Origin of the sequence: Acidihalobacter sp. (genome assembly GCF_037381185.1) — a bacterium.
Lineage (GTDB): Bacteria > Pseudomonadota > Gammaproteobacteria > DSM-5130 > Acidihalobacteraceae > Acidihalobacter_A.
Window position 1 is genome coordinate 15,428 of record NZ_JARRQY010000029.1, and the last position, 22,076, is coordinate 37,503.

The following is a 22,076-nucleotide window of genomic DNA, read 5'->3' on the forward strand; positions in this document are numbered from 1 at the left end:
GCCTTATTCCTGCTGGGATCGTTAGCGCTCCAGCAGGGGCCGCAGAAACTGCCCAGTATACGATTCGGGCGTTGCGGCGACGGCTTCGGGAGGACCTTCGGCGATGATGCGCCCGCCACCGTCGCCGCCTTCCGGACCGAGATCGATGACCCAGTCCGCGGTCTTGATGACGTCCAGGTTGTGCTCGATCACCACGACGGTGTTGCCGTGGTCGCGCAGTCGCTGCAGTACTTCCAGCAATTGGGCGACATCGTGGAAATGCAGACCGGTGGTCGGCTCGTCGAGAATATAAAGTGTACGTCCGGTCTCCCGTTTGGACAGTTCTTTTGCTAGCTTGACGCGCTGGGCTTCGCCGCCCGACAGCGTAATGGCGCTTTGACCCAGGGTGATGTAGGACAGGCCCACGTCCATCAGGGTCTGCAGCTTGCGCTGAACCAACGGCACGTTGGCGAAGAACTTGAGCGCCTCCTCGACCGTCATGCCGAGTACTTCGTGAATATTGCGGCCCTTGTAGAGCACGCTCAGCGTTTCCCGGTTGTAGCGTTGCCCCTTGCATACGTCGCAGGGCACGTAGATGTCCGCCAGAAAGAGCATCTCGACCTTGGTGTAGCCCTCGCCCTGACAGGCCTCGCAGCGTCCCCCCTTGACGTTGAAGCTGAAGCGGCCGGGATTGTAACCGCGCGAGCGTGCTTCGGCGGTGCCGGCGAACAGTTCCCGTATGGGGGTGAACAGGCCGGTGTAGGTGGCTGGGTTGGATCGTGGCGTGCGTCCGATCGGGCTCTGATCGATGGCGACGATCTTGTCCAGGTGCTCGAGTCCGGCGACGCTGCCGTAGGGTGCCGGCTCGTCCGCCGCACCGTGGAAGTGGCGCGCGAGCAGGCGGTGCAACGTGTCGTTGATCAGTGTTGACTTGCCCGAGCCGGAAACGCCGGTGACGCAGGTGAACAGTCCCAGCGGCAGTTCCAACTCGACGTTCTTGAGGTTGTTGCCGTGTGCGCCTAACAGCTTGAGGCGCGGTGAGGCGGCCGCCGTATGGCGTTTGGCCGGAATTTCGATTCGGCGGCGTCCGGACAGATACTGCCCTGTCACCGAATCGGCATGCGCCGCGATGGCGTCCGGAGTTCCCTCGGCAATGACACGTCCGCCGTGCACACCTGCACCGGGGCCGACGTCGACGACGTGGTCGGCGGCGCGGATGGCATCTTCGTCGTGTTCGACCACGATCACCGTGTTGCCGAGATCGCGCAGATGGACGAGGGTGTCCAGCAGGCGCTGATTATCGCGCTGGTGCAGCCCGATGGAGGGCTCATCCAGTACGTACATTACGCCAACGAGGCCAGCGCCGATCTGGCTGGCCAGACGGATGCGCTGAGCCTCGCCGCCGGACAGCGTCTCGGCGCTGCGTGCCAGGGTCAGGTAATCCAAGCCGACATTGACCAGGAAGCTCAGCCGGGCGCCTATTTCCTTGACGATCTTCTCGGCGATTTGGCCGCGTCGACCGCCGAGGTCGAGGTTGCGGAAGAAGGTTTGTGATTGTTCGATCGGCTGATCGGCAATCTCGGGCAGGGCCTTGCCGCCGACGAAGACGTGGCGCGCTGCGAGGTTCAGGCGGCCGCCGCCGCAGTCGGGGCAGGGGCGTTCGGCCAGGTAGCGCGCCAGCTCCTCGCGCACCGCGCTGGACTCGGTTTCGCGATAGCGCCGCGCCATGTTCGGAAGGATGCCCTCGAAGGGGCGTGCCTCGCTGCGGCCGGGCAACGGGATTTTTTCATCGCCGCTGCCATCGAGGATCACTGTCTTGACCCTGTCGGGCAACTCTTCCCACGGAATTTCGGGGTCGAAGTCATAGTGTTTCGACAAGGCCTGGATCAGGCGAAAATAATGTTCGTTGCGCCGATCCCAGCCGCGGATGGCTCCGCCGGCCAGACTGACTTCCGGGTGCAGCACGACGCGCGCCGGATCGAAAAACGATTGAGTACCCAGACCGTCACAGCCCGGACAGGCTCCGACCGGGTTGTTGAAGGAAAACAGCCGTGGTTCCAGTTCGGCGATGGCGTAGCCGCAGGTCGGACAGGCGTAGCGCGACGACAGCACGATTTCCTCGCGCGCGGGATCGTCCATGAAACCGACGACGGCGATTCCGTCGCTGAGGCCGAGTGCGGTCTCGAAGGATTCGGCCAAGCGCAGGCCGATGTCCTCGCGCACCCTGAGCCGGTCGATCACTACGTCGATGTCGTGTTTGCGTTTGGCGTCGAGGTCGGGTAGAGCGTCGAGTTCGTGTATGGCGCTGTCGATGCGTACGCGTATGAAGCCTTGGCTGCGCAGCCCGTCGAGTACCTGTTGGTGCTCGCCCTTGCGGCCGCTGACCACAGGCGCGAGCAGCAGGATGCGCGTGCCCTCGGGCAGGGCGAGTACCTGATCGACCATCTGGCTGACGGTTTGTGCCTCCAGCGGCAGATCGTGCTCGGGGCAGCGTGGCGTGCCGACGCGAGCGTAGAGCAGGCGCAGATAGTCATAGATTTCGGTGATGGTCCCCACCGTCGAACGCGGATTGTGCGAGGTGGTTTTCTGCTCGATGGAGATCGCCGGCGACAGGCCTTCGATATAGTCGACGTCGGGTTTTTCCATGACGGACAGGAACTGCCGGGCGTAGGCCGACAGCGACTCGACGTAGCGGCGCTGGCCCTCGGCGAACAGCGTGTCGAAGGCCAGCGAGGACTTGCCGGAGCCGGACAGGCCGGTGATGACGACCAGCTTTTCGCGAGGCAGGTCGAGATCGACGTTCTTCAGATTGTGCGTGCGCGCGCCGCGGATGCGGATGGCGTCCATATGATGCGTTCTTTGCGACTGGGGCCAGCCGAACATATTACGGCGTATCGCCCCCGAACCGGTAGCTCGGTTCGGGATATGTCGGAGTCCATGGTCGAATGGGATGGACGTTGATCCGGTCCGTCTACACCCGTAAGCTGCGCCGGCGGGGATTGTGGGGATATTTTCGGCCGTGCTGCGGTCGAAACCTGTTCATCATCCGTAACGGATACTCAGGGAGTACAGTTTGATGCAGCGCAAGGCATCCGGATTCGACGACCGCATGTCGCTCCAGGAGAAACGCACCGCCTACTCGCTGGCGGGCATCTACATGGTGCGTATGCTGGGCCTGTTCATGATCCTGCCGGTCTTCACGCTTTACGGCTACGAGCTGTCGGGCAACACGCCGTTCCTGATCGGCCTGGCGATCGGTATCTATGGTCTGACGCAGGCGATACTGCAGATTCCGTTCGGCATGCTGTCGGACCGCATCGGGCGCAAGCCGGTGATCTACCTGGGACTGGTCATTTTCGTGGTCGGCAGCGCAATAGCGGGCATGTCTCATTCCATCTACGGTGTCATCCTGGGCCGCGCGCTGCAGGGGGCTGGGGCGATCTCCTCCACCATCATGGCACTGGCCGCGGATCTGACGCGGGACGAACATCGCACCAAGATCATGGGGACGATCGGTCTGAGTATCGGTTTCGCCTTCAGCATCGGCATCATCGCCGGTCCGATCCTGAACGAATGGATCGGCGTCGACGGTATTTTCTGGCTGACCGCGCTGCTTGGTCTTGCCGCGATCGCCATTGCGGCGTGGATGGTGCCGAATCCCGCACGCAGCCATCTGCATCGCGACACCGAGGTGGTGCTGAGCAGTTTCGGCGAGGTGCTGCGAAACGGTGAACTGCTGCGGCTCGATCTGGGTATCTTCACCATGCAATTCGTGCTGACCGCCAACTTCGTGATCCTGCCGGTAGTGCTGGCAAGGATGACCGGTCTGCCGTCGGCCGAGCAGTGGGGGGTCTATCTGCCCGTCATGCTGATCGCGTTCATTATCATGCTGCCGTTCGTGATCATCGCGGAGAAGCGGCGCAAGATGAAGTCGATCTTCGTATCCTCGATCGGCGCGTTGGTGCTGTGTGAGCTGATGTACCTGTTCAGTGATCACTCGCTGGCCGAGATCATCGCGGTCATGCTGATTTTCTTCACTGCCTTCAACACGCTGGAGGCTACGCTTCCCTCGCTGGTGGCGAAGTTCTCGCCGCCGACCCGCAAGGGAACGGCCATGGGGGTGTATTCGACCTCGCAGTTCCTCGGCATCTTCGGCGGTGGTGCGCTGGGCGGCGCCGCCTATGCGCGCTGGGGGGTGGACGGTGTGTTCCTGATCAGCGCGGCGCTGGCCGCCGTTTGGCTGCTGTTCGCCAGCAGCATGCGCAATCCGCGCTATCTGACCAGCTACGTATTGCATATCGAGGGCGTGCTGCAGGAGCATGCTCGCAGTGCGGAAACCGCGTTGACGAGGATTCCCGGGGTGGCGGAGGCTACGGTGGTGCCGGATGAGGGGGTGGCCTACCTGCGCGTCGATCGCAGTGCGCTGGACGAGGAGCAGCTGCGCGCATTTTCGCTGGCCGGCGCATAGCGTAGAATGCGGAACTTTGCCGTTCGGCATCTGCAGCACCGAACGGGCGCATGAACTACGGAGGCAGGGCTCATGGCCAGCAGAGGCGTCAACAAAGTCATTCTTATCGGCAACCTCGGAGCCGACCCGGAAACCCGCTATATGCCCAGTGGCGGAGCGGTGACCAATGTCCGGCTGGCTACCAGCGAGAGCTGGCGCGACAAGAACACCGGCGATACCCAGGAACGTACCGAGTGGCACCGCGTAGTGTTTTTCAATCGCTTGGGCGAGATCGCCGCGGAATATCTGCGCAAGGGCTCGCAAGTCTACATCGAGGGCAGCATTCGCACCCGTAAGTGGCAGGGACAGGACGGGCAGGACCGCTACACCACTGAAATCGTCGCCAGCGAGATGCAGATGCTCGGCGGGCGTAGTGGCGGCGGCTCGGCCGATTTCGATGCGCCTCCTCCCCCCGCTCAGCAGTCCAGACCGCAAGGTGGCTCGCGTCCGCCGGCGCAGCAGCCGCCGGAGCCGGATCCGGTCGCGGATTTCGACGACGATATCCCGTTCTGACGGTAGCTCGAACGAAACGCACACAAACGAAAGGCCCACCTTGCGGTGGGCCTTTCGTTTGTGTGCGTTTCTCAGGCGCGTCGTAGTATGCTGGGGCTTGTATGCGACCGCACGGAGCAAGCAGTCTCTGCCGGGACTATGCTCGATATCAAGAACAAAGCGCCATAACGTCGGGCGGCAGCGAAACAAGTGCTTCTTGCAGAAGTAGAATTTAGTCAAGGATCTGAATGTCCAGCCGTTATATGAATCATAAGAGCCGATAGGGAACAGGCCGGAAAACAAGAGGTGGGATGGTCTGTAAGACGGAAGGGGGCCGACGCAGCCATTTGATCGGTAGGTTCCAAGAGGTCACTACTGTCGATAGAGAGCATCCGGAGCTACGCGGGACAATTCGCCATAAGAATGTGCATCGTCGCGTTTGTTCAGGAGTCACTGCGATCTGATCAGAAACAGCGTAATGGAGTATCGGGAGGGATAGAAATGCCGAATTTGTGGAATGGTTTGTCGCTGCGCTGGAAACTGGCGCTTCCACTGCTTCTCATCGCGCTGGTGAGCGGTTCCGCGATGTTCCTGGGGCGCGAGCTGACCGTGGAACTTGGCCAGAATACGGTTCGGATCGGCTCGGTCTATCTGCCTGCCGCTGATCTGGTGCTGCAGGCGGACCGTGATCTCTACCAGGCGCAGGATGCCGAGCGGACCATGCTGATTATTGATCCCACGAGCGACGCGTTCAAGAAATTGAACCAGTTCCGGCTGGAAAACATTCAGCAAGCCGTGGATAGAGCGGCGAAGTTCGCCAGCCTGGTCAAAGTGCTTGGGATGAACACCGAAATGGCAGGCTGGAACAAGGATCTGCCGGCATGGAAAAAGCTTTCGGACGAGGTCGTCGCTGCGCTGCGGGAAAATACAGACGCCAGCCGGGCGAAAGCGCGCGCGCTCAGCCAGGGACAGGCTGACGATGCGTTTCAGCGGGCGCGGGAACACCTCAACGTCCTGACCGAGAAGGTGGAGAAGCGTGCCGCTGGGCTCGTGGCGGCCGCAGGCGCCACCAGCCAGTACGCCGGGCTGGTTTCGTTTATCTCATTGGTCCTGGTCGTTGGTCTTTGTGTGTTGATCGCGCTGTTTTTCCCGTTGTTGATCACGCGGCCCTTGAGTCTGATGATGGCGCGGATACAGGACCTGAACAGCGGCCGCGGTGACCTGACTCTGCGTTTGAACGTGATGCGCAAGGACGAACTTGGCCGCCTGGCGGGTGGTTTTGACGATTTTCTGGCGATGATGCAGGACATCATTTCACGCATCACGGGCAATGTGTCGCAGCTCAGTTCGGCGGCCGAGCAGCTCACGGCCACCAGTACGCAGTCGCAGGACACCGCCGACGGCCAGCATGCGGCCGCAGATCAGGTCAGCGTTGCTTCCAATGAATTGACCGTGACGATTCAGGAAATCACGCACAACCTCAATCAGGCGGCCGAATCCGCATCCGTTGCGGACGATGAGGCGGGGCGTGTCAAGCAGGTCATGCTGGGCACCCTGGATGCGGTGCGCGCGATGGCGGGTCAGGTCGGTCAGACGGTGGATCAGGTGCAGGTGCTGGAGCAGGAGGCTGACAACATCAGCGGGGTGCTGGACGTCATTCAGAGCGTGGCCGAGCAGACCAACCTGCTTGCTCTGAACGCAGCCATTGAGGCTGCACGGGCAGGCGAGCAGGGACGCGGATTCGCGGTGGTCGCTGATGAAGTCCGTATGTTGGCTAACCGTACGCAACAGTCGACCGAGGACACGCGCGAGATGATCGAGCGGCTCCAGCAGGGCTCGCGTACGACCGCCAAGTCCATGACGACCGGACAGGAGAACGTCGAAGGGGCGGTCGGTCTGGCCGAGGAAGCGAGTCAGCGCCTTGAGTCCGTGGTGGAGAAAATCGGGGCGATCAGTGAGATGAATCGGCAGATCGCCTCCGCCACCGAGCAGCAGTCGCAGACGGTGGAGGATATCAACCGCAACATCGTCGACATCAGTGAGCGGGCCGCCAACGGGGTCGGCGCTTCCCGCGATGTGCGGGCGGCCAGTGACGATCTGGCCAGAATGGCTGCCGAGTTGCATGAACTCGTGGGGCGGTTCCGGGTGTGATGGCGTGCCTGCGGGCGATTCCTGGAATCGCCCGCAGGTCCCGGCTTGGGCCGGGCCATGGATGGTCGCGCTATCAGTTCGAGTTAACACCTGCCGTCGGAATTCGCCTTCCCGCTTGCCATACAGCGAGAGTTCGTCCCTGATCCGGATTCCCAGCGCCGCCTAGAGAGCGTCCCGGTTCGTGCTGCTCGCGAATGAATCGCGGCAAGGCACTCGCTCTTTTATGAAAAATCGCTGCTGTCCCGCTGGCGCAGCCAGTCCTGCCCGAGCGTCCTGATCAGCTCGTTCTTGGTATGGGTGTACATGGCGCTGCTCTGCCCGCGCAGGGCGCAGGCGTGATTGCTGTGCAGCAATGCCTGCAGTGGGGTGTCTTCCAGGCCCTGGCCGGTGATGTAGCGCTGCACCAGACACGATGAACGCACGAAATCCTCAATCAGGTCTGGCCAGCGCGTCAGCGCGGCAAGCTGCTGGTCCCAGAGCAGGAAGCCGGCCAGGGCGCCCAGCGGCGTGCGAGGGTGCCGCGGATCGATGCTGTAGACGAATCGCTCGTGCCACGCCGGGAATTCGGCTGCGGGCATGGGGCGCGCAATGCCGTAGCCCTGGCCGTGGTCCGCGCCGAGAATCGCGGCGGCTTCCAGCAGGCCATGGCTTTCAAGTCCTTCGACGGTTACGGGGACGCCGAAGCCGTGAGCGAGGCGGGTGAGGTGATAGATGAATTCGAGTGCTCGCTGCGGTGTTCCGAGGGTGTTGCGCACCAAACCCTGGTCGATCTTGACCTCGTCGAAGGCGATGCGGTCCATGCGCAACAGGGAACTATGGCCAGAGCCGAGGTCATCCTGCACGATGGAGAATCCGGCCCGGCGGAGTTCCGCGAGTCGCGAATCGCGCTTGGCGAGATCGAGTGGTTCATGCGACTCAAGGACCTCGAGTCGGAGTTGGGATGCCTCGGTTTCGCCGGCCTGTAGTATGGCGAGAAGGCTGTCGAGGTACGCATCGTCGCTTAGGCCTTCTGCCGGCAGGTTCAGGCTGACCGACACGTGCAGGCCACTGTCGCGCCAGCGGCGTGAATCGCGGCATACCTGAGTCAGCCCTTGCTGAAACAGGCGGAGCTGGTCGGACCTGCCGAAAGCGGGCAGAAACGCGGCTGGGGAGATGGCCGTGCCGTCCGCACCGTACAGTCTGGCCAGGGCCTCAACGTGTTGTATGTGGCCGGTACGCAGATCGATGATCGGCTGGTAGCGCAGGCGCATGGCGCCTTGTTCCAGGCGCTGGCGGTATTCCCGGCGCTGCTGCGCTGGGGTCACCAGGCCCTGCTCGCAGCTCAGTACGGCGCGGCTCAACACCTGTTGTATGTGCCGAAGTATCGTCTGGCGCGCCGGAGCGTTGAAAAAACCGGGCCATTGGCTGTACAGCAAGAGCAGGGCGAACGGATGACCCGAGTCGTCCTGTAGCGGCACTGCAGCGTTGCTGCGAAAACCGAGTTCCAGGCCGACTTCCTGCCAGGGGGGTAGATGTTCGTCGAAGTCGTCGAACTCGGCAACCTCGATATTCCCGTTGCGCCAGGCAAAGCCTGCGGGGCCTTGGCCGGCCGGCGTGTCGGAGCGAATCTCGATGAGGGGAATGCTCAGGTTCTGCATGCTTTCGGCATACTGCACGCCGGCGGAGCAGCCGACGGCTTCGATCCGTAGCGTGCCATGCGTATCGGGGCGCAGGAACAGGCCGGCGAAGACTCCCTCGACGCCGGCTATTTGCTGCATTGCGCTTTGCAGTAGGTCGGGTAAATTGCCGACATCGCGCACGGCTTTTTCGAAGGCGCTCAGAAATGCGGCCGTCGACTGCTCCGTCTGATAGTGGCTGCTGACCTGCGCTTCCATATCCAGCATCAGGCGTAGTTGCAGCGCTTGGCCCAGGCGCTCCTGCTCAATGAGGGTCAGACCGGAGTCTGCCAGCATGCAGTGGATCTTGCGTTGGTACAGATGATAGGCCTCGAGCAGTGCGGGCAGCCCGACGCCGACCATCTCGTGTATGCGGCCGACGCGCTGGGCATGTTCGCAGTGGTCGGTGGCCACCAGTGTCGGTGACATCAGCCGGTTCAGGTGCTGGGTCTGTTTGAGCTGCAGTTGAGTGCGTTCCTCGGCGCTGAGGTGGTCCAGTATGGCGGCGCTCTCGGAGCGGCGGGTCAACTCGTCGTAGAAGTGGATGGCAAAGCCGGCTGTCATGCGCTGTACGTAGGCCGATATCCGCTGCAGAATATCGCCGATTTCCTTGCCGTAGGCCGGGGCGTAGCTCGACAGGTCCATGGCCGGACCGAAATCGTCTTCTCGCCGCGTTGACACCGTCATCGACAGGCTCCAATCGTGCCGTTTCGGGGTGCGGCGCAGGTTCGGCCTGGAGGCAATTGATCCTCGCTCAGGCGAGTGTTACAGCCGGAAAAGTCGCGGAAAAAAACGCAGTTTGCCGGGTGTGGATGCGTACTTTGGGCTTGGCCTCGACGCGCCATCGTATCGTAAGAGTGAAGTCTCAACAGCCTACGAGGGGCATGGCGGTTGAACGAGCAGGTGCGCAGCTCGCAAGGCACGGCGGATGGACAGGCGCGGGAGTCGGTGCTGTGCGATGCTGCAGAGTGTTGCCGAGGCGGTTCATTCAGTGTGCCGGCGGGGGAACGTGAATCTGAATGGGCTGTTTTTCGATTCAGGGCAGGTACACTGTCACAATATCCCCCGACTCGGACGAACTGGCATGGTAGGCATGCCGTGGCGGCGCCGTGCTTGGCGTGCCGGTTCTTCTGCCATTTCCTTGGCAACTGGTGCCCGGCTTGCGTGGGCGGTCGGGACAAATCCATTTGTCGGCTATGGTGGCATAAAGCCGCTATTACAACACTATCGGTTTCGGGTGCCTATACATGTGTCCACCTACCGGGATGGATGCAGTACGTCGGCCATCTGCTGCCGGCGCCCTACGTATTCGAAGGCATGCGCGCGGCAATCCCCGGGCAGCACGTCGCCGTCGTTCAGCTCGCCTGGGACGGCGGCTTGGCGTTGCTGTACATCCTGCTGGCCGCCTGGACGTTCACGCGCGTGCACCGGCATGCCGTCGACAGCGGTCTGCTGGCGAGGTACAGCGCGGAAACCGCGAATTAGCTTCCGGATCAGTAAAGTTGGAGGAGGGGACTTTGCGAGGCAGCGGATCATCCATGCCGCCACGCTTCAGAGCGTCCTCACACGTTGCCGCGCATCATCTGTAGCGCATTGCCCCGGGCAGCCAACAACGTGCCCGGCGGTGCGTGGTTGGCGAAATAGCCTTTGATGCCGGCGAGCAGCGATGTGGCCATGCGCTCGCGAAACGCAGGGTTGCGCAGGAGTCGTTCCTGCTCCGGGTTCGAGATGAACGCCGTCTCGACCAGAGCCGAGGGGAATGTGGGGGCTGCGAGTACGACGAATGCGGCGCGCTGCACGCTGTTGTAGCGGTAGTGGTCGACGTGCGTGATGTGGTTCATGAGGTAGCTGCCGAACGTCAGGCTCTCGTTGGTCGCGGCATGGCTTTCCAGGTCGAATAGAGTCTCGCTCAACAGCGAGTTGCCGTGTGCGTTGACGCCGGTGCTCCGGTCAAGCTGATTCTGGCTTTCGGCGAGCACGCGCGCCGATTCGCTGGTGGCGCCGTGGCGGGTGAACACGTACACGGACGAGCCGCGCGGCTGCTCGTAGGGCGAGGCGTCGGCGTGGATGGCGATGAACAGGTCCGCCTTGTGTTTCTGGGCGAAATACACCCGTTCCTCAAGACTGACATAGCGGTCCTTGTCGCGGCTCATGATCGGCCGCATGCCCGGCTGGGCCTCGACCATGCGGCGCAGGCGATGGCCCATGTCCAGCACGACGTTCTTTTCATAGGTGCCGTGGTGGCCGATCGCGCCGGGGTCCCTGCCGCCATGTCCAGGGTCGATGCAGACGACGACATCCCGCAGGCGGGTCGACTGCGCCTGCTTGGCCGTAATGACGGGTTCCAGGGCAAGAGCGCGTTCAGTCGGAAGCAGGGCGCCTGCGGCGATACCCGAGGCTATGGCGAGAAAGTGGCGACGGTTCATCTTGCCAGCTCCAGTTTTCCTTACGTGGAAGAGTCCGTAAACGGGCCGTGTGCGCTCAGTAGACAGCGCGATGCTGCAAAGGTTAGGCCGAAACTGGAGCTAAGGCAATTTCTGAGGAGATTTTCTTAATCGACTGTAATGTCGGATATTTGTTGATGTTGCTGTATGTGCGGGGTATCGGCTGCACATTTCTGCTGGGGTTGCAGGGGCAGCGGTTGCGGACGGGGCACGGCGACGGATCGGAACTGCAAGCTGCAATCGCATACGATGAATAGACGTGGCCTGGGGTAAGCGCAGCGCACCCCAACGCGGTTGGCTAATCGACGTTGGGGTGCGCTGCGCTTACTCGAACCTATGCCTGAGTTCTCTGCAAACAGGCCGGGGCGGGCCTCCCAGTTCGCGCTCAAGCTTAGCCGAACTGAAATCCCGACAGCGCCTTGCCCAGAAGCTTTTCCGAATAGCTGCGCCGCCCACGGTCCTCGCCGGCGGCGCCGGCGGCTACCATCAGCGGAAGCAGGTGCTCCTCTCGCGGGTGGCTTGCCCGCGCACCGGGTGCCTCGCTCCAGGCCGCGAGCAGCTTATTGCGGGTTTGCGCGTCGGGAGCGGTTACCGCATCGTCGAGCCAGGCGTCGAACGCCTCGGCGGTGTCGTCGTCGCGGCCGTCGCCGGCCAGCAGCGTACGCAGGTTGTGAAAGCTCATGCCGCTGCCGACGATCAGAACGCCTTCGTCGCGCAGCGGCGCCAGGGTGCGCCCGATGGCGAGATGCTCGGCCGGATCGAGGCCGTGGCGCAGTGACATTTCAACGATCGGGATGTCGGCGTTGGGGTAGATGACTTTGAAAGGTACGAATACGCCATGATCCAGGCCGCGCTGTTCGTTGCTCCCCGACTCGATGCCGGCCTCGGCCAGCAGCTCGCGCACGCGCGCTGCCAGCTCCGGCGATCCCGATACGGGGTAGCTCAGGTGATAGGTGTGTTCCGGGAAACCGTAGTAGTCGAACAGCAGCGAGGGTTGGCGGGCCGTGTTCAGGGTGGGGTGGGGCGCTTCCCAGTGTGCCGAGATTACCAGCGCCGCCTTGGGGCGAGGCTCCAGCGACCGCCCGATGTTGCGCAAGTGCTCTTCCATGCGGTCCCACATGTCCGCCGGCATTCCGGGCGGCACGTCCATGAAAAAGCAGGGGCCGCCTCCGTGTGGAATGTACAGCGTGGGCATGCGGTTGTTCGAGGCCTGGCTCATGACGTGGTCTTCCTGTGTTCGATGATCGGTAAGGCAAACAGTCGCTTGTCGGCTTCATATATGTTGAACCTGCCGATGAAGGAATAAAGCGGCCAATCTTGTCCGCGTCGTTCATATATTTCGAAGATGCCCGGTAGCGGGCCGGAGGTGCCTGTTCCGGCGAGGCGTGGCTTCGTCAGCTTTGCTGACCGATCGCCTCAGTATATTTCCGCGTCTGTCGCCGCCCGGCGTACCAGAGATAGAGCGCGAGGCTGCTCACTACCAGCCCTCCGCCCGCGATCATGGCGTCGGTCGGGCGCTCGCCTGTTCCGGCCCAGACCCAGAACGGTCCGAGGACGGTCTCCACCAGCATGAACAGGCTGACGTTCGTCGTCATGGTGTAGCGCGTGGCCGAGCCCAGCGAGAAGAACGATACCGGCAGGATCAGCAGTCCCGTGACCGCGATTGCCCATATGTGGCCCTGCAGCATGGCGGCGGGGCCGATGACGATCAATGCGGCAGCGCCCGCCAACGATGCGCCGCTGCCTGACGACAGCAGGATCGAAACCTTTGGATTACGACGAATCGAGATGAAGTTGAGCGCCAGCGCCATGGCGACGCCGAGTCCGGCCCAGGCGCCGAGCACCGGGCTGCCCATCACCGAATGCGAGCCCGGTGCGGTATCGAACACCGCGATGCCGATGCCGGTCATCACTGCGACGATGGAGGCCCATGTGGACCAGTGGGTTTCCTCACGTATCAGCAGATAGGAGAAGATTGCGGAGAACACCGGCACGGAGGCGAGTCCGAACAACACCACTGCGACCGGTGCCTGGGCGATCCCCAGCGTGAACACGGAAGCACTGATGAACTGGCAGAACACGATCATCAGGCCCTCGCTGGACAGCAATGCGCGTAAATCCTCGCGCCGCGTAGCGTGAGGAAAGAGACACCAAGCGCCGATCAGCGTCGCTCCCGTCAACAGTCCGCGCCAGGCTTGCATCTGGAAGCCGCCCATGTGCGACCAGCGCATGAACAGCGTGTCGGGCGTGATGGCGAGACCGCCGGCCAGGGCCAGAAACAGGCCGAACATGGGGTGACGTTTCATGTGTCTGGTATGGGAATGAAAGCAGCGGAGCCGGATCGGGTGAGCAGTGATGCCTGCGAAAACGGCCATTGTCCGTTGACGGGCAGTGCTGCGCAATCCAAATGCGTGTGGAGGGTGTTTGCTGCGTAGCGTGGCCGGTTTTGTGGCGGGGGACACTCGAAAGGGAGAGACAGAGGTGTGCGCCTATCCGGTCTGCGGCGATTTGTTCGTGTCGGTACGGGTGATCGGTGTCGAGAGAGGGCGGGCGAGCCTGCGTATGGCTCGCCCGCTAGGCGGTTGGTCAGGCGGTGACGTGCATCGAGCTTCCGTCGCCGTCGCCATCCGAGCCGGCGGTGTGTTGTGCAGTGCTTCCGGACGGAGTTTGCTGTTGCGGTCCCTGCAGGGCCGCGAAGGCCTGTTGAGCCGCACCCAGGTTGCCGGATTGAAGCGCCTGGGTCAGGGCGCCGAGCGGGGAGGTCGAGCTGCCTTGTGTGCTGCCGAAGGTCTGCAGAAACGAGGCGAAGGCCTGTTGAGCCGCGCCCAGGTTGCCCGATTGCAGCGCCTGGCCGAGTTGTCGGAAGTTGTTGTCGCGTCGCGCGGCAATGGTCTGCTGCGTGCCTTGATAGAGACTGGGGTTCGTACCTAGCAGGCTGTTGAAATTCGCTCAGGCGAGTGCGAGAGAAGGAAGAATTGGGCGAAAAAGCGCAGTTTACGGGGTGTAAATGAGCATTTTGAGCCCGATTCTGACGCGCTATCGCGCCGTATGAGTAGAATTTCAACAGCCTGCTAGACCGGAGATCGTCATGTCCTGACTCCTGTCGCTGTGGCAGTGAATGGCTCGCCTGTTCAGCGAGATGTCCTGAGAGAGGATGGCAGCTATCGAAGCCCGGCATGATTAAGATCAGGACATGTTCCCCGTAATGTTTGTGTGGACTGGGGAGTCCTTCGGCAGTATGCCGCGATGCCTGGAGCGTTCGGCCTGAGGGGGCCTGTTCTCTCAATGGATTGACGTTTCAGGTTGCCGGGCGGTGGACGGGTGGGGGTTGTCGTGCAAACGCCGTGGGCGAGTTTGGTAGAATGCCGCCATTCGAGGGCAGATTGTCTTCGGCGCCGCCGCATTCTGCCGGCCACTTGCTGTATCGAATCGACAGAGATAACAGATGAAGGGCATCATTCTCGCCGGCGGGTCCGGCACGCGTCTGTACCCGCTCACGCACGCCGTGTGCAAGCAGCTGCTGCCGGTATACGACAAGCCCATGATCTACTATCCGCTGTCCACGCTGATGCTGGCGGGGATACGCGATATCCTGATCATCTCCACGCCCGCCGATCTGCCGCGTTTCCAGGGGCTGCTGGGCGACGGATCGCAGTGGGGGCTGACCCTTTCCTACGCCGAACAGCCTTCGCCGGATGGCCTCGCGCAGGCCTTTCTGATCGGTGAGAGCTTTATCGACAATGAACCGGTCGCTCTGGTGCTCGGCGACAACCTGTTTTTCGGCCCCGGCCTGGGCCGCCAGTTGCAGGCCGCCGCCCGCATCGAGCGCGGTGGGCAGGTCTTCGCTTATCACGTGACCGACCCCGAGCGCTACGGCGTGGTGAGTTTTGATGATGACGGCCGGGCGCTGGAGATCGAGGAAAAGCCTTCAAAGCCGAAGTCGAGCTACGCCATCACCGGCCTTTATTTCTACGACCAGCGGGTGGTCGAGATTGCCAAGAGCATACGGCCGTCGGCACGCGGCGAGCTGGAGATCACCGACGTCAACCGAACCTATCTGGCCGAGGGTGATCTGAGGGTTACCCAGCTTGGCCGCGGCACCGCCTGGCTGGATACGGGGACGCACAAAGCGCTGCTCGATGCCGCCAACTTCATCGAGGTGGTCGAAAAGCGCCAGGGGCTGAAAATCTCCTGTCCAGAGGAGATCGCCTGGCGGCTCGGGTATATCGATTCCGCGCAAGTCGCGCGCCTCGCCGAGCCGTTGCGCAAGAATGGCTATGGCGACTATCTCATGCAGTTGATCGAAGGCGAAGAACCGAACTGATGCGTTTCATGCCTACCGCAATACCCGATGTCGTGGTCGTCGAGCCGGACGTGTTCGGCGATGCGCGCGGATTCTTCCTCGAAACCTGGCATGAGGCCAAGTTCCGCGAGGGTGGTCTCGACGCGGAGTTCGTGCAGGACAACCACAGCCGTTCGCGCCAAGGCATTCTGCGCGGGCTGCACTATCAGATCGAACGCCCGCAGGGAAAGCTGGTGCGCGTCATCACCGGGCGGGTGTTCGACGTCGCCGTGGATCTGCGCCGTTCCTCTCCGACTTTCGGGCGTTGGGTCGGCGAGGAACTCTCCGAGGACAATCACCGCATGCTCTGGGTGCCGCCCGGTTTTGCGCACGGCTTCTATGTGCTCAGCGAATCGGCCGACTTCGTCTACAAGTGTACGGAGTTCTACGCGCCCGAGCATGAGCGCTGCATTCGCTGGGATGATCCGGAACTCGGTATCGGCTGGCCGATACCGACCCATGCCGCGCCGCTGGTGTCGGAGAAGGACGCACGCGGCGCAGCCTTTCGCGACGCGGAATACTACCCATGAGGGTGCTGATCACCGGCGCCGGCGGCCAGCTCGGCCGCGAACTGCAGCGCACGGCACCCGCCGGCGCGGTGCTGGCGGCACCGACCCATGCCGAGCTCGACATTACCGACGCCGCGGCCGTGCGGCGCTACTGTGCCGAGTTCGACCCCGAGTGGATCGTCAACGCCGCGGCCTATACCGCGGTGGACCGCGCCGAGAGCGAGGCGTCGCAGGCCTATGTGGTCAATGCCGAGGCCGTGCGCCATCTGGCCGAGGCGGCGCAGGCGCAGGGTGCGCGGCTCGCCCAGGTGTCCACCGATTTTGTCTTCGACGGCGCCCAGGGTCGCCCCTACCGGCCCGATGATGCGCCCCATCCGCTCGGCGTCTACGGCGCCAGCAAACTCGCCGGCGAGCGCGCCGCGGCCGAGGTCTTGGGTGAGCGGGCGCTGATCGTGCGCACCGCCTGGGTCTACGCCGCTCAAGGTCACAACTTCATGCGCACCATGCTGCGGCTGATGCGCGAGCGCGATCGTCTGGGCGTGGTGGCCGACCAGATCGGCACGCCGACCAGCGCCCGCGGCCTGGCCGAGGCGCTGTGGGCCATGCTCGCTGCCGGCCTGTCCGGCATTCAGCACTGGACCGACGCCGGCGTGGCCTCGTGGTATGACTTCGCCCTGGCGATCCGCGACGAGGCGCTGGCGCTCGGTCTGCTGGAGCGCGCGGTGCCGGTGGCGCCACTGACCACCGCCGAATATCCCACCCCCGCGCCGCGCGCGCCGTTCACCGTGCTCGACAAGAGTGCCACCTGGTCCGCGCTGGGCCGTCCCGCGCTGCATTGGCGAGAGGCGCTACGCGCGGTATTGGGCGAGCTGGCAGAACAAGCCGGGGCGGTCTCTCGCAACGCAATGAACACGGCTGACTGAGAGCTCTGCGGCTTCCGCGGCTCATGGTGGATGCGCTGCGCTTATCCACCCTACCTTGCTGTTCGGCCGCCTTGCTCAAGCCGCGCCGGCGCGCATTTGCCAGTACAATGGCCGACAAGTCGGCTGCTACTACCCGAACCATGCGTTTATCCGAAGCCCAACGCCGCGCTATCGTCGCTGAAACGGCCCGTATCTTCGGTCCCGACGCCACCGTGCGCCTGTTCGGCTCGCGTACGGACGATGCCAAGCGCGGCGGTGACATCGACTTGCACATCGAGGCCGATGGAGAGCCCGCCGAGCTGCTCGATCGCGAACTCAAACTCTACGCTCGCCTGATTCGCAGGCTCGGCGACCGGCGCATTGACATTGTGGTTCATCCGCGCGGTGCGGTTCCGCGGTCCATCGATCTGCAAGCCATGCGCACGGGGGTCGTTCTGTGAGCGCAGCGTCATATGACGAAGCCGAACGCTTAGGCCGCTTGCTCGCGCTAGTCGCGCGGGAGGATGAGCACCTGCTCGCGGTTCGTCAGCGGCTGCTGGGGGATGACTGCGACGTGAGCGAGGCCCGCGCTGAAGCGCTGTTGGCCAACGCCACCGGCATCGACCGTCTGGAATCCTTCGGTGCCAAGTTTGCGCGCATGCAGGATACCGCCGTGGATAAACTGATTCCCGTGTTGTTGCGAGCGGCGGGGGAAAGCGTTTTCGCGGCGATCGACAATCTCGGCAGGCTGGAGCGTCTGGGCCTGGTCGAGTCGGCCGACGACTGGATTGCGATGAGGCGTTTGCGCAACCGCCTGGTGCACGAATACATCGAGCATCCAGCCGATCTGGCCAGCGAACTCACTCGCGCTTGTCGCTTCACCCATGAGATGCATGCCGATTGGCTGCGGATTCGCCAGTACGCGGCGGAGCATTTGCACATCGAGCCGTAGGAAGTAAGTGCCGCCTGAGGAATGCCTTATCGGGCGGCTTCGGTAAGGTGGATAAGCGCAGCGCATCCACCAGGAACCGATCAGCCGAAAATCAACGAAATCAATCGGGGCGATTCCCCTCCAGCAAAGTAGCCACAATGAATAATTTGACTCCCAAACGCCTGCTCGTCACCGGTGGCGCCGGCTTTATCGGCGCCAACTTCGTACATTACTGGCTGCAAAACCATCCCGGCGGGCGGCTGGTGGTGCTGGATGTGCTGACCTATGCCGGCAACCGGGCCAGTCTCGCCGGCGCCGAGGGGCGCCCCGAGTTTCGTTTCGTCCACGGCGACATCCGCGACGAAGCGCTGGTCGAGCGCTTGTTGCGCGAGGAGGGCATCGACACCCTGGTGCACTTTGCCGCCGAGAGCCATGTCGACCGCTCCATCGCCGGGCCCGGCGCCTTCATCGACACCAATATCGTCGGCACGCACAGTCTGCTGAAAGCCGCGCGTGCGGTTTGGCTCGACGGCGATGAATCGCGGCCCGGCCATCGCTTCCACCACGTCTCCACGGACGAAGTGTACGGCTCGCTGGGGCCGAACGATCCGGCGTTTAGCGAAACCACGCCTTACGCGCCCAATTCGCCGTATTCCGCCAGCAAAGCCGCATCCGATCATCTAGTGCGCGCCTATCATCACACCTACGGTCTCGCCACCACGATCAGCAACTGCTCGAATAACTACGGGCCGCTGCAGTTCCCGGAAAAACTCATTCCGCTGTGCATCCTCAACCTGCTCGACGGCAAGCCGCTGCCGATCTACGGCGATGGGCAGAACGTACGCGACTGGCTGCACGTCGAAGATCACTGCCACGGCATCGAGCTGATTCTGGAAAGCGGCCGGGTGGGCGAAACCTACAATGTCGGCGGCGGTGCGGAACGAACCAACCTGCAGGTGGTCGAAGGCCTGTGCGCCGTAATGGACGAACTGCGCCCCGAGGACTCACCGCACGCCCGCCACATCGAGTTCGTCAAGGATCGCCCCGGCCACGACCGACGCTATGCCATCGACGAGCGCAAGCTGCGCGGAGAGCTGGGCTACACGCCAGTGCACAGTTTCGAGGGCGGTTTGAAGGAAACCGTGGCCTGGTATCTGGCCAACGAGGTCTGGTGGCGGCCGATCCTCAGCGGTGAGTATCGCGAGTGGGTGGGGTGCCAGTACGGCAGCTAGAGCGCGAGATGCGATACCGAGGATATAGGTGTCGAATACCCCCCTTTACTGTGTTATTTTTGACGATCAGCGCTATTAATAGCGCTGTAGAAAACTCATGACCCGCTTGGTTGTCGAACCCGCGGGCGCAACGTTCAATAGCAAAAGCTATCGGCAAGGATCTCAAGGCATGGGGCAGCAACCCACTGGGCTAAGTGTGGCCCCAGAACAGCAAATCAAAAGCTATGCGCAGGACGAAATCGATCTGGTCGATCTGGGGGTAGCCCTGTTACGGCGTTGGAAGTTGATCCTCGCCGTAGTCGTCGTTTGTACGGTGTTGGGCTTGATGGTGGCGCTGTTAAAGCAACCGAGTTACGGCTATAAGGCGGCGATTCAGCTGGCGGCATACACCACGACCGATGGGCATACGGTGCGCTTGTTGTCCCCTCAGTCAGCCGGCGATTTGTTGCAGAATGGCTTGGTCGACACCGCGGTGACTCACTACGCGGATGCGCATAAGCTCGACGCGCGCAAGCTCAAGATCGATGTGCAAACGTCCAAAGACAGCGACGTGGTCGTTTTGTCCGGTAAGGGGACTCTGGCTCTGCAGCCAGCCTTCGTTTCCGTCGAAAAAGCCGCGGCATCGTTGCTTGCGCAGAATACCTCCGCTCAGATCGAAGCCTATAAGGCCAATATCCAGGCCGAGCTGAATCACACCAAGATCGATCTCGCCAGGCTGCAGGATCCCCAGCGCATTGCGGCGGCCAAGGCGGCGCTGAAACAGGCCTGGCTGGTGGCTCAGGCCAAGCTGGCGAACCTTGAGCAGCAGCATGGCGTGTTGCAGAAAAAGCAGACGGGTCTCAACCAATCCGTCAAGTTGTACAAGGGCTTGGCCAAGGATCTGGGCGACTACCTCGCCAAGGCGCGCCGCGACGGCTTGTCCAGCGCTCGGGCCGCGACTCCGACCCAGGCGATGACCGCCATGCTGCTAGGCAACCAGATCCAGCAAAATCTCAGTCAGCTGACCAACATCAACCAGCAGCTCAGTGTGACCCTGCCGCAGCAGATTGCCGAAACCGAAGCCGCCCTGGCCAACAACACTCAGCGGCAGCTTTCCCAGCAGGCCGTGGTCGAACGCACCAAGCTCGACTATCAGAATTTCGATGCGCAGCATGCACGTGACGTGCAGGCGCAGCAAATCTCGATCAACAAGCTGCATGATCAGCTGAACAACATCCAGGGCACACAGCTGATCGCCGAACCGGTGCGCTCCATACAGCCCGTCGGCCTGTCGCGCAAGGCGATTGTCATTCTGGCTTTCGTTGCAGGAATTTTTCTCGCCCTGCTGGCGGCGGGCGCAGCCGGTTATTGGGATGCTGTGCGCCGTGCGATGAAGAGCGCTTGATTGCGCTGCCGACTGTGATTAGAAGGCGCTGCGTGATGAACCGCCAGCCATATGACGCGCTGTCGACGTGCCATGCTGATAGCCAATCGCAGCGGGGGGCGGCACTGCATGGCCGATCAGCTGCGCAGCCCCGTACGCGATGAGCGTCTTACGCAAGAACATCGTTTCCCTGTTCGTGCTGCAGGGCGCGAACTATGTGCTGCCGCTGATCACGGTGCCTTATCTGGTGCGCGTGCTCGGTCCGGAGAATTTCGGGCGGATCGCTTTTGCGCAGGCATTCATTCAGTATTTCGTGGTGCTGACCGACTACGGTTTTAACCTCAGTGCGACCCGCGCCGTGGCGTTGGTGCGCGACGATCCGGCCAAGCTGTCGAGCTTGTTCAGCGCTGTGATGATCGTCAAAGCTGCGTTGATGACGATCGGATTCGGAGCGATGCTGCTGATCGTCTGGCTCGTGCCCAGTTTCGCCCAGGATTGGCCCTTATACGTCTTGGTCTATCTGATGGTCGTGGGCAGCGTGTTGTTTCCGGTCTGGCTGTTCCAGGGACTGGAACGCATGCGCCATATCACCGTGTTCACTATCCTTGCCCGCACGCTGATCGTTATCGCCATCTTCGCCTTCGTGCATCAGCAGGCCGACTACCGACTGGCTGCCACGCTGCAGGCTAGCGGCATGGGCGTCGCCGGCTTACTGGCCCTGGCCGTCGTCCCTCGCTTGACCCGAGTGCGCCTGCACTGGTCCTGCGTTGCCCAACTGGGGTTCTACCCCGTTTTCACGGACGGTTTAAAACGGCTGAAAACTTTTGATCTTGCTTGGCCACTCTACGACGCATACGCGGATTGTGGAATCGTTCGATGTAGTCGAACAAATCAGCCCGAGCTTCGTTGAGGGTGCGATAACGACGGTGGTTAACCCGCTCTCGCTTGAGTACGCCGAAAAAACCTTCGCAGGCGGCGTTGTCCCCGCAATGACCTACAGCACTCATGCTGCTGATTAGCCCGTTCTGGCGCAGAAAACGCTGATAGTCGCCACTGGTGAACTGACAGCCTCGATCTGAATGCAAAATCACCTGGGTGACTTCCTGGCGCTGCCAGATCGCCATCTCGACAGCCCGGATCACCATGTGGCGATCCTGCCGGTGATGCATGGCCCAGCCAATGACCCGCTTGCTGAACAGGTCGATCACGACGCAGAGAAACAGCTTACCTTCCAGCGTCTTGATCTCGGTGATGTCGGTCACCCACTTGCTCTGCGGCTCCAGGGCCGTGAAGTCCCGCTCCAGATGATTCTCGATGCCCGTAGGACGCACGTTGGGACGCCCCAGACGTTTACGCTTCTTGCGAGGCTAGCCCTGGATGCCCTGCGCAGACATCAGCCGGGCAATGCGGTTCAGGCTGGCCGACTCACCTTCGCCAACCAGGTCTTCGTGCATGCGGGGCGCACCGATGACGCCACCGCTGTCGTCGTGGATCTCTCGAATCCGTTCCAGCAGACGTTCGTTCTCTGTCGCACGGGCACTGGGCGCGCGGGTCGACCAGGCGTAATAG

At 62.4% G+C, this 22,076-nt stretch carries 18 protein-coding genes and 1 pseudogene; 13 read left to right on the forward strand and 6 right to left on the reverse strand.

Annotated features, from left to right (window positions below):
* Positions 1-21: 21 nt before the first annotated feature.
* Positions 22-2,826 carry an excinuclease ABC subunit UvrA gene (gene uvrA, locus P8014_RS11285; protein ID WP_337817427.1) on the reverse strand — a complete coding sequence of 935 codons (2,805 nt, stop codon included), beginning with the start codon at positions 2,824-2,826 and terminating at the stop codon, positions 22-24.
* 229 nt (positions 2,827-3,055) lie between these two features.
* Between uvrA and P8014_RS11290 the strand changes: the two genes are divergently transcribed.
* The 3 genes from P8014_RS11290 (at position 3,056) to P8014_RS11300 (ending at position 7,129) form a co-directional block, all read left to right on the forward strand.
* Positions 3,056-4,447, forward strand: a complete 1,392-nt coding sequence (locus P8014_RS11290) for an MFS transporter (protein ID WP_337817428.1) — start codon at positions 3,056-3,058, stop codon at positions 4,445-4,447.
* Positions 4,448-4,519: 72 nt separating this feature from the next.
* On the forward strand, positions 4,520-4,999 hold the full coding sequence (gene ssb, locus P8014_RS11295) for a single-stranded DNA-binding protein (RefSeq protein WP_337817429.1): 480 nt from the start codon (positions 4,520-4,522) through the stop codon (positions 4,997-4,999).
* A 402-nt stretch (positions 5,000-5,401) separates the two neighbouring features.
* The gene (locus P8014_RS11300; RefSeq protein ID WP_337817430.1) at positions 5,402-7,129 is read left to right on the forward strand and encodes a methyl-accepting chemotaxis protein; all 1,728 of its coding nucleotides are present in this window, start codon (positions 5,402-5,404) and stop codon (positions 7,127-7,129) included.
* Between the two features lie 221 nt (positions 7,130-7,350).
* Here P8014_RS11300 and P8014_RS11305 read toward each other — a convergent pair whose 3' ends face one another.
* Entirely contained in the window at positions 7,351-9,471 is a 2,121-nt protein-coding gene (locus tag P8014_RS11305) for an EAL domain-containing protein (RefSeq protein WP_337817431.1), read from the reverse strand.
* A gap of 582 nt (positions 9,472-10,053) precedes the next feature.
* Between P8014_RS11305 and P8014_RS11310 the strand changes: the two genes are divergently transcribed.
* Positions 10,054-10,269, forward strand: coding sequence for a hypothetical protein (locus P8014_RS11310; RefSeq protein WP_337817432.1), 216 nt, complete (start codon positions 10,054-10,056; stop codon positions 10,267-10,269).
* Positions 10,270-10,346: 77 nt separating this feature from the next.
* Here P8014_RS11310 and P8014_RS11315 read toward each other — a convergent pair whose 3' ends face one another.
* The 3 genes from P8014_RS11315 to P8014_RS11325 all read right to left on the reverse strand — a co-directional run bounded on the left by P8014_RS11315 (position 10,347) and on the right by P8014_RS11325 (position 13,534).
* Positions 10,347-11,210 (reverse strand): N-acetylmuramoyl-L-alanine amidase, encoded by an 864-nt coding sequence (locus P8014_RS11315; protein WP_337817433.1) that lies wholly within the window; start codon positions 11,208-11,210, stop codon positions 10,347-10,349.
* Positions 11,211-11,619: 409 nt separating this feature from the next.
* Positions 11,620-12,447, reverse strand: coding sequence for a class III extradiol ring-cleavage dioxygenase (locus P8014_RS11320; RefSeq protein ID WP_337817434.1), 828 nt, complete (start codon positions 12,445-12,447; stop codon positions 11,620-11,622).
* A gap of 175 nt (positions 12,448-12,622) precedes the next feature.
* Positions 12,623-13,534 (reverse strand): DMT family transporter, encoded by a 912-nt coding sequence (locus P8014_RS11325; RefSeq protein ID WP_337817435.1) that lies wholly within the window; start codon positions 13,532-13,534, stop codon positions 12,623-12,625.
* 175 nt (positions 13,535-13,709) lie between these two features.
* On the opposite strand from P8014_RS11325, the gene P8014_RS11330 reads away from it, so the two are divergent.
* The 9 genes from P8014_RS11330 to P8014_RS11370 all read left to right on the forward strand — a co-directional run bounded on the left by P8014_RS11330 (position 13,710) and on the right by P8014_RS11370 (position 21,417).
* Positions 13,710-14,159: a hypothetical protein gene (locus P8014_RS11330; RefSeq protein ID WP_337817436.1), complete on the forward strand. Its 450-nt coding sequence runs from the start codon at positions 13,710-13,712 to the stop codon at positions 14,157-14,159.
* A 514-nt stretch (positions 14,160-14,673) separates the two neighbouring features.
* Positions 14,674-15,552, forward strand: a complete 879-nt coding sequence (gene rfbA, locus P8014_RS11335; protein ID WP_337817437.1) for a glucose-1-phosphate thymidylyltransferase RfbA — start codon at positions 14,674-14,676, stop codon at positions 15,550-15,552.
* The gene (rfbC, locus tag P8014_RS11340; RefSeq protein WP_337817438.1) at positions 15,552-16,100 is read left to right on the forward strand and encodes a dTDP-4-dehydrorhamnose 3,5-epimerase; all 549 of its coding nucleotides are present in this window, start codon (positions 15,552-15,554) and stop codon (positions 16,098-16,100) included. Before rfbA ends, rfbC begins: the two co-directional genes overlap by 1 nt.
* Positions 16,097-17,002, forward strand: a complete 906-nt coding sequence (rfbD, locus tag P8014_RS11345; RefSeq protein ID WP_337817439.1) for a dTDP-4-dehydrorhamnose reductase — start codon at positions 16,097-16,099, stop codon at positions 17,000-17,002. Before rfbC ends, rfbD begins: the two co-directional genes overlap by 4 nt.
* Positions 17,003-17,142: 140 nt before the next feature.
* Positions 17,143-17,442, forward strand: coding sequence for a nucleotidyltransferase domain-containing protein (locus P8014_RS11350; RefSeq protein ID WP_337817440.1), 300 nt, complete (start codon positions 17,143-17,145; stop codon positions 17,440-17,442).
* Entirely contained in the window at positions 17,439-17,933 is a 495-nt protein-coding gene (locus P8014_RS11355) for a hypothetical protein (RefSeq protein WP_337817441.1), read from the forward strand. Before P8014_RS11350 ends, P8014_RS11355 begins: the two co-directional genes overlap by 4 nt.
* A 137-nt stretch (positions 17,934-18,070) precedes the next feature.
* Positions 18,071-19,144, forward strand: a complete 1,074-nt coding sequence (gene rfbB, locus P8014_RS11360) for a dTDP-glucose 4,6-dehydratase (RefSeq protein WP_337817442.1) — start codon at positions 18,071-18,073, stop codon at positions 19,142-19,144.
* Positions 19,145-19,313: 169 nt separating this feature from the next.
* Positions 19,314-20,528: a Wzz/FepE/Etk N-terminal domain-containing protein gene (locus tag P8014_RS11365; RefSeq protein WP_337817443.1), complete on the forward strand. Its 1,215-nt coding sequence runs from the start codon at positions 19,314-19,316 to the stop codon at positions 20,526-20,528.
* Between the two features lie 139 nt (positions 20,529-20,667).
* Positions 20,668-21,417, forward strand: coding sequence for an oligosaccharide flippase family protein (locus tag P8014_RS11370; protein WP_337817444.1), 750 nt, complete (start codon positions 20,668-20,670; stop codon positions 21,415-21,417).
* On the opposite strand, the pseudogene P8014_RS11375 reads toward P8014_RS11370, so the two are convergent.
* Positions 21,302-22,076 (reverse strand): annotated as a pseudogene (locus tag P8014_RS11375) (IS3 family transposase); the annotation flags it as partial. The gene P8014_RS11370 and the pseudogene P8014_RS11375 sit on opposite strands and share 116 nt — an antisense overlap.

Bases quoted from the DNA above. Each gene is read 5' to 3' on its own strand.
- uvrA (WP_337817427.1), bottom strand. From the start codon at position 2,826: ATGGACGCCATCCGCATCCGCGGCGCGCGCACGCACAATCTGAAGAAC.
- rfbA (WP_337817437.1), top strand. From the start codon at position 14,674: ATGAAGGGCATCATTCTCGCCGGCGGGTCCGGCACGCGTCTGTACCCG.
- rfbD (WP_337817439.1), top strand. From the start codon at position 16,097: ATGAGGGTGCTGATCACCGGCGCCGGCGGCCAGCTCGGCCGCGAACTG.
- P8014_RS11310 (WP_337817432.1), top strand. From the start codon at position 10,054: ATGCAGTACGTCGGCCATCTGCTGCCGGCGCCCTACGTATTCGAAGGC.
- rfbC (WP_337817438.1), top strand. From the start codon at position 15,552: ATGCGTTTCATGCCTACCGCAATACCCGATGTCGTGGTCGTCGAGCCG.
- P8014_RS11300 (WP_337817430.1), top strand. From the start codon at position 5,402: ATGTGCATCGTCGCGTTTGTTCAGGAGTCACTGCGATCTGATCAGAAA.
- P8014_RS11315 (WP_337817433.1), bottom strand. From the start codon at position 11,210: ATGAACCGTCGCCACTTTCTCGCCATAGCCTCGGGTATCGCCGCAGGC.
- P8014_RS11320 (WP_337817434.1), bottom strand. From the start codon at position 12,447: ATGAGCCAGGCCTCGAACAACCGCATGCCCACGCTGTACATTCCACAC.
- rfbB (WP_337817442.1), top strand. From the start codon at position 18,071: ATGAATAATTTGACTCCCAAACGCCTGCTCGTCACCGGTGGCGCCGGC.
- ssb (WP_337817429.1), top strand. From the start codon at position 4,520: ATGGCCAGCAGAGGCGTCAACAAAGTCATTCTTATCGGCAACCTCGGA.
- P8014_RS11325 (WP_337817435.1), bottom strand. From the start codon at position 13,534: ATGAAACGTCACCCCATGTTCGGCCTGTTTCTGGCCCTGGCCGGCGGT.
- P8014_RS11365 (WP_337817443.1), top strand. From the start codon at position 19,314: ATGGGGCAGCAACCCACTGGGCTAAGTGTGGCCCCAGAACAGCAAATC.
- P8014_RS11370 (WP_337817444.1), top strand. From the start codon at position 20,668: ATGAGCGTCTTACGCAAGAACATCGTTTCCCTGTTCGTGCTGCAGGGC.
- P8014_RS11305 (WP_337817431.1), bottom strand. From the start codon at position 9,471: ATGACGGTGTCAACGCGGCGAGAAGACGATTTCGGTCCGGCCATGGAC.
- P8014_RS11290 (WP_337817428.1), top strand. From the start codon at position 3,056: ATGCAGCGCAAGGCATCCGGATTCGACGACCGCATGTCGCTCCAGGAG.
- P8014_RS11350 (WP_337817440.1), top strand. From the start codon at position 17,143: ATGCGTTTATCCGAAGCCCAACGCCGCGCTATCGTCGCTGAAACGGCC.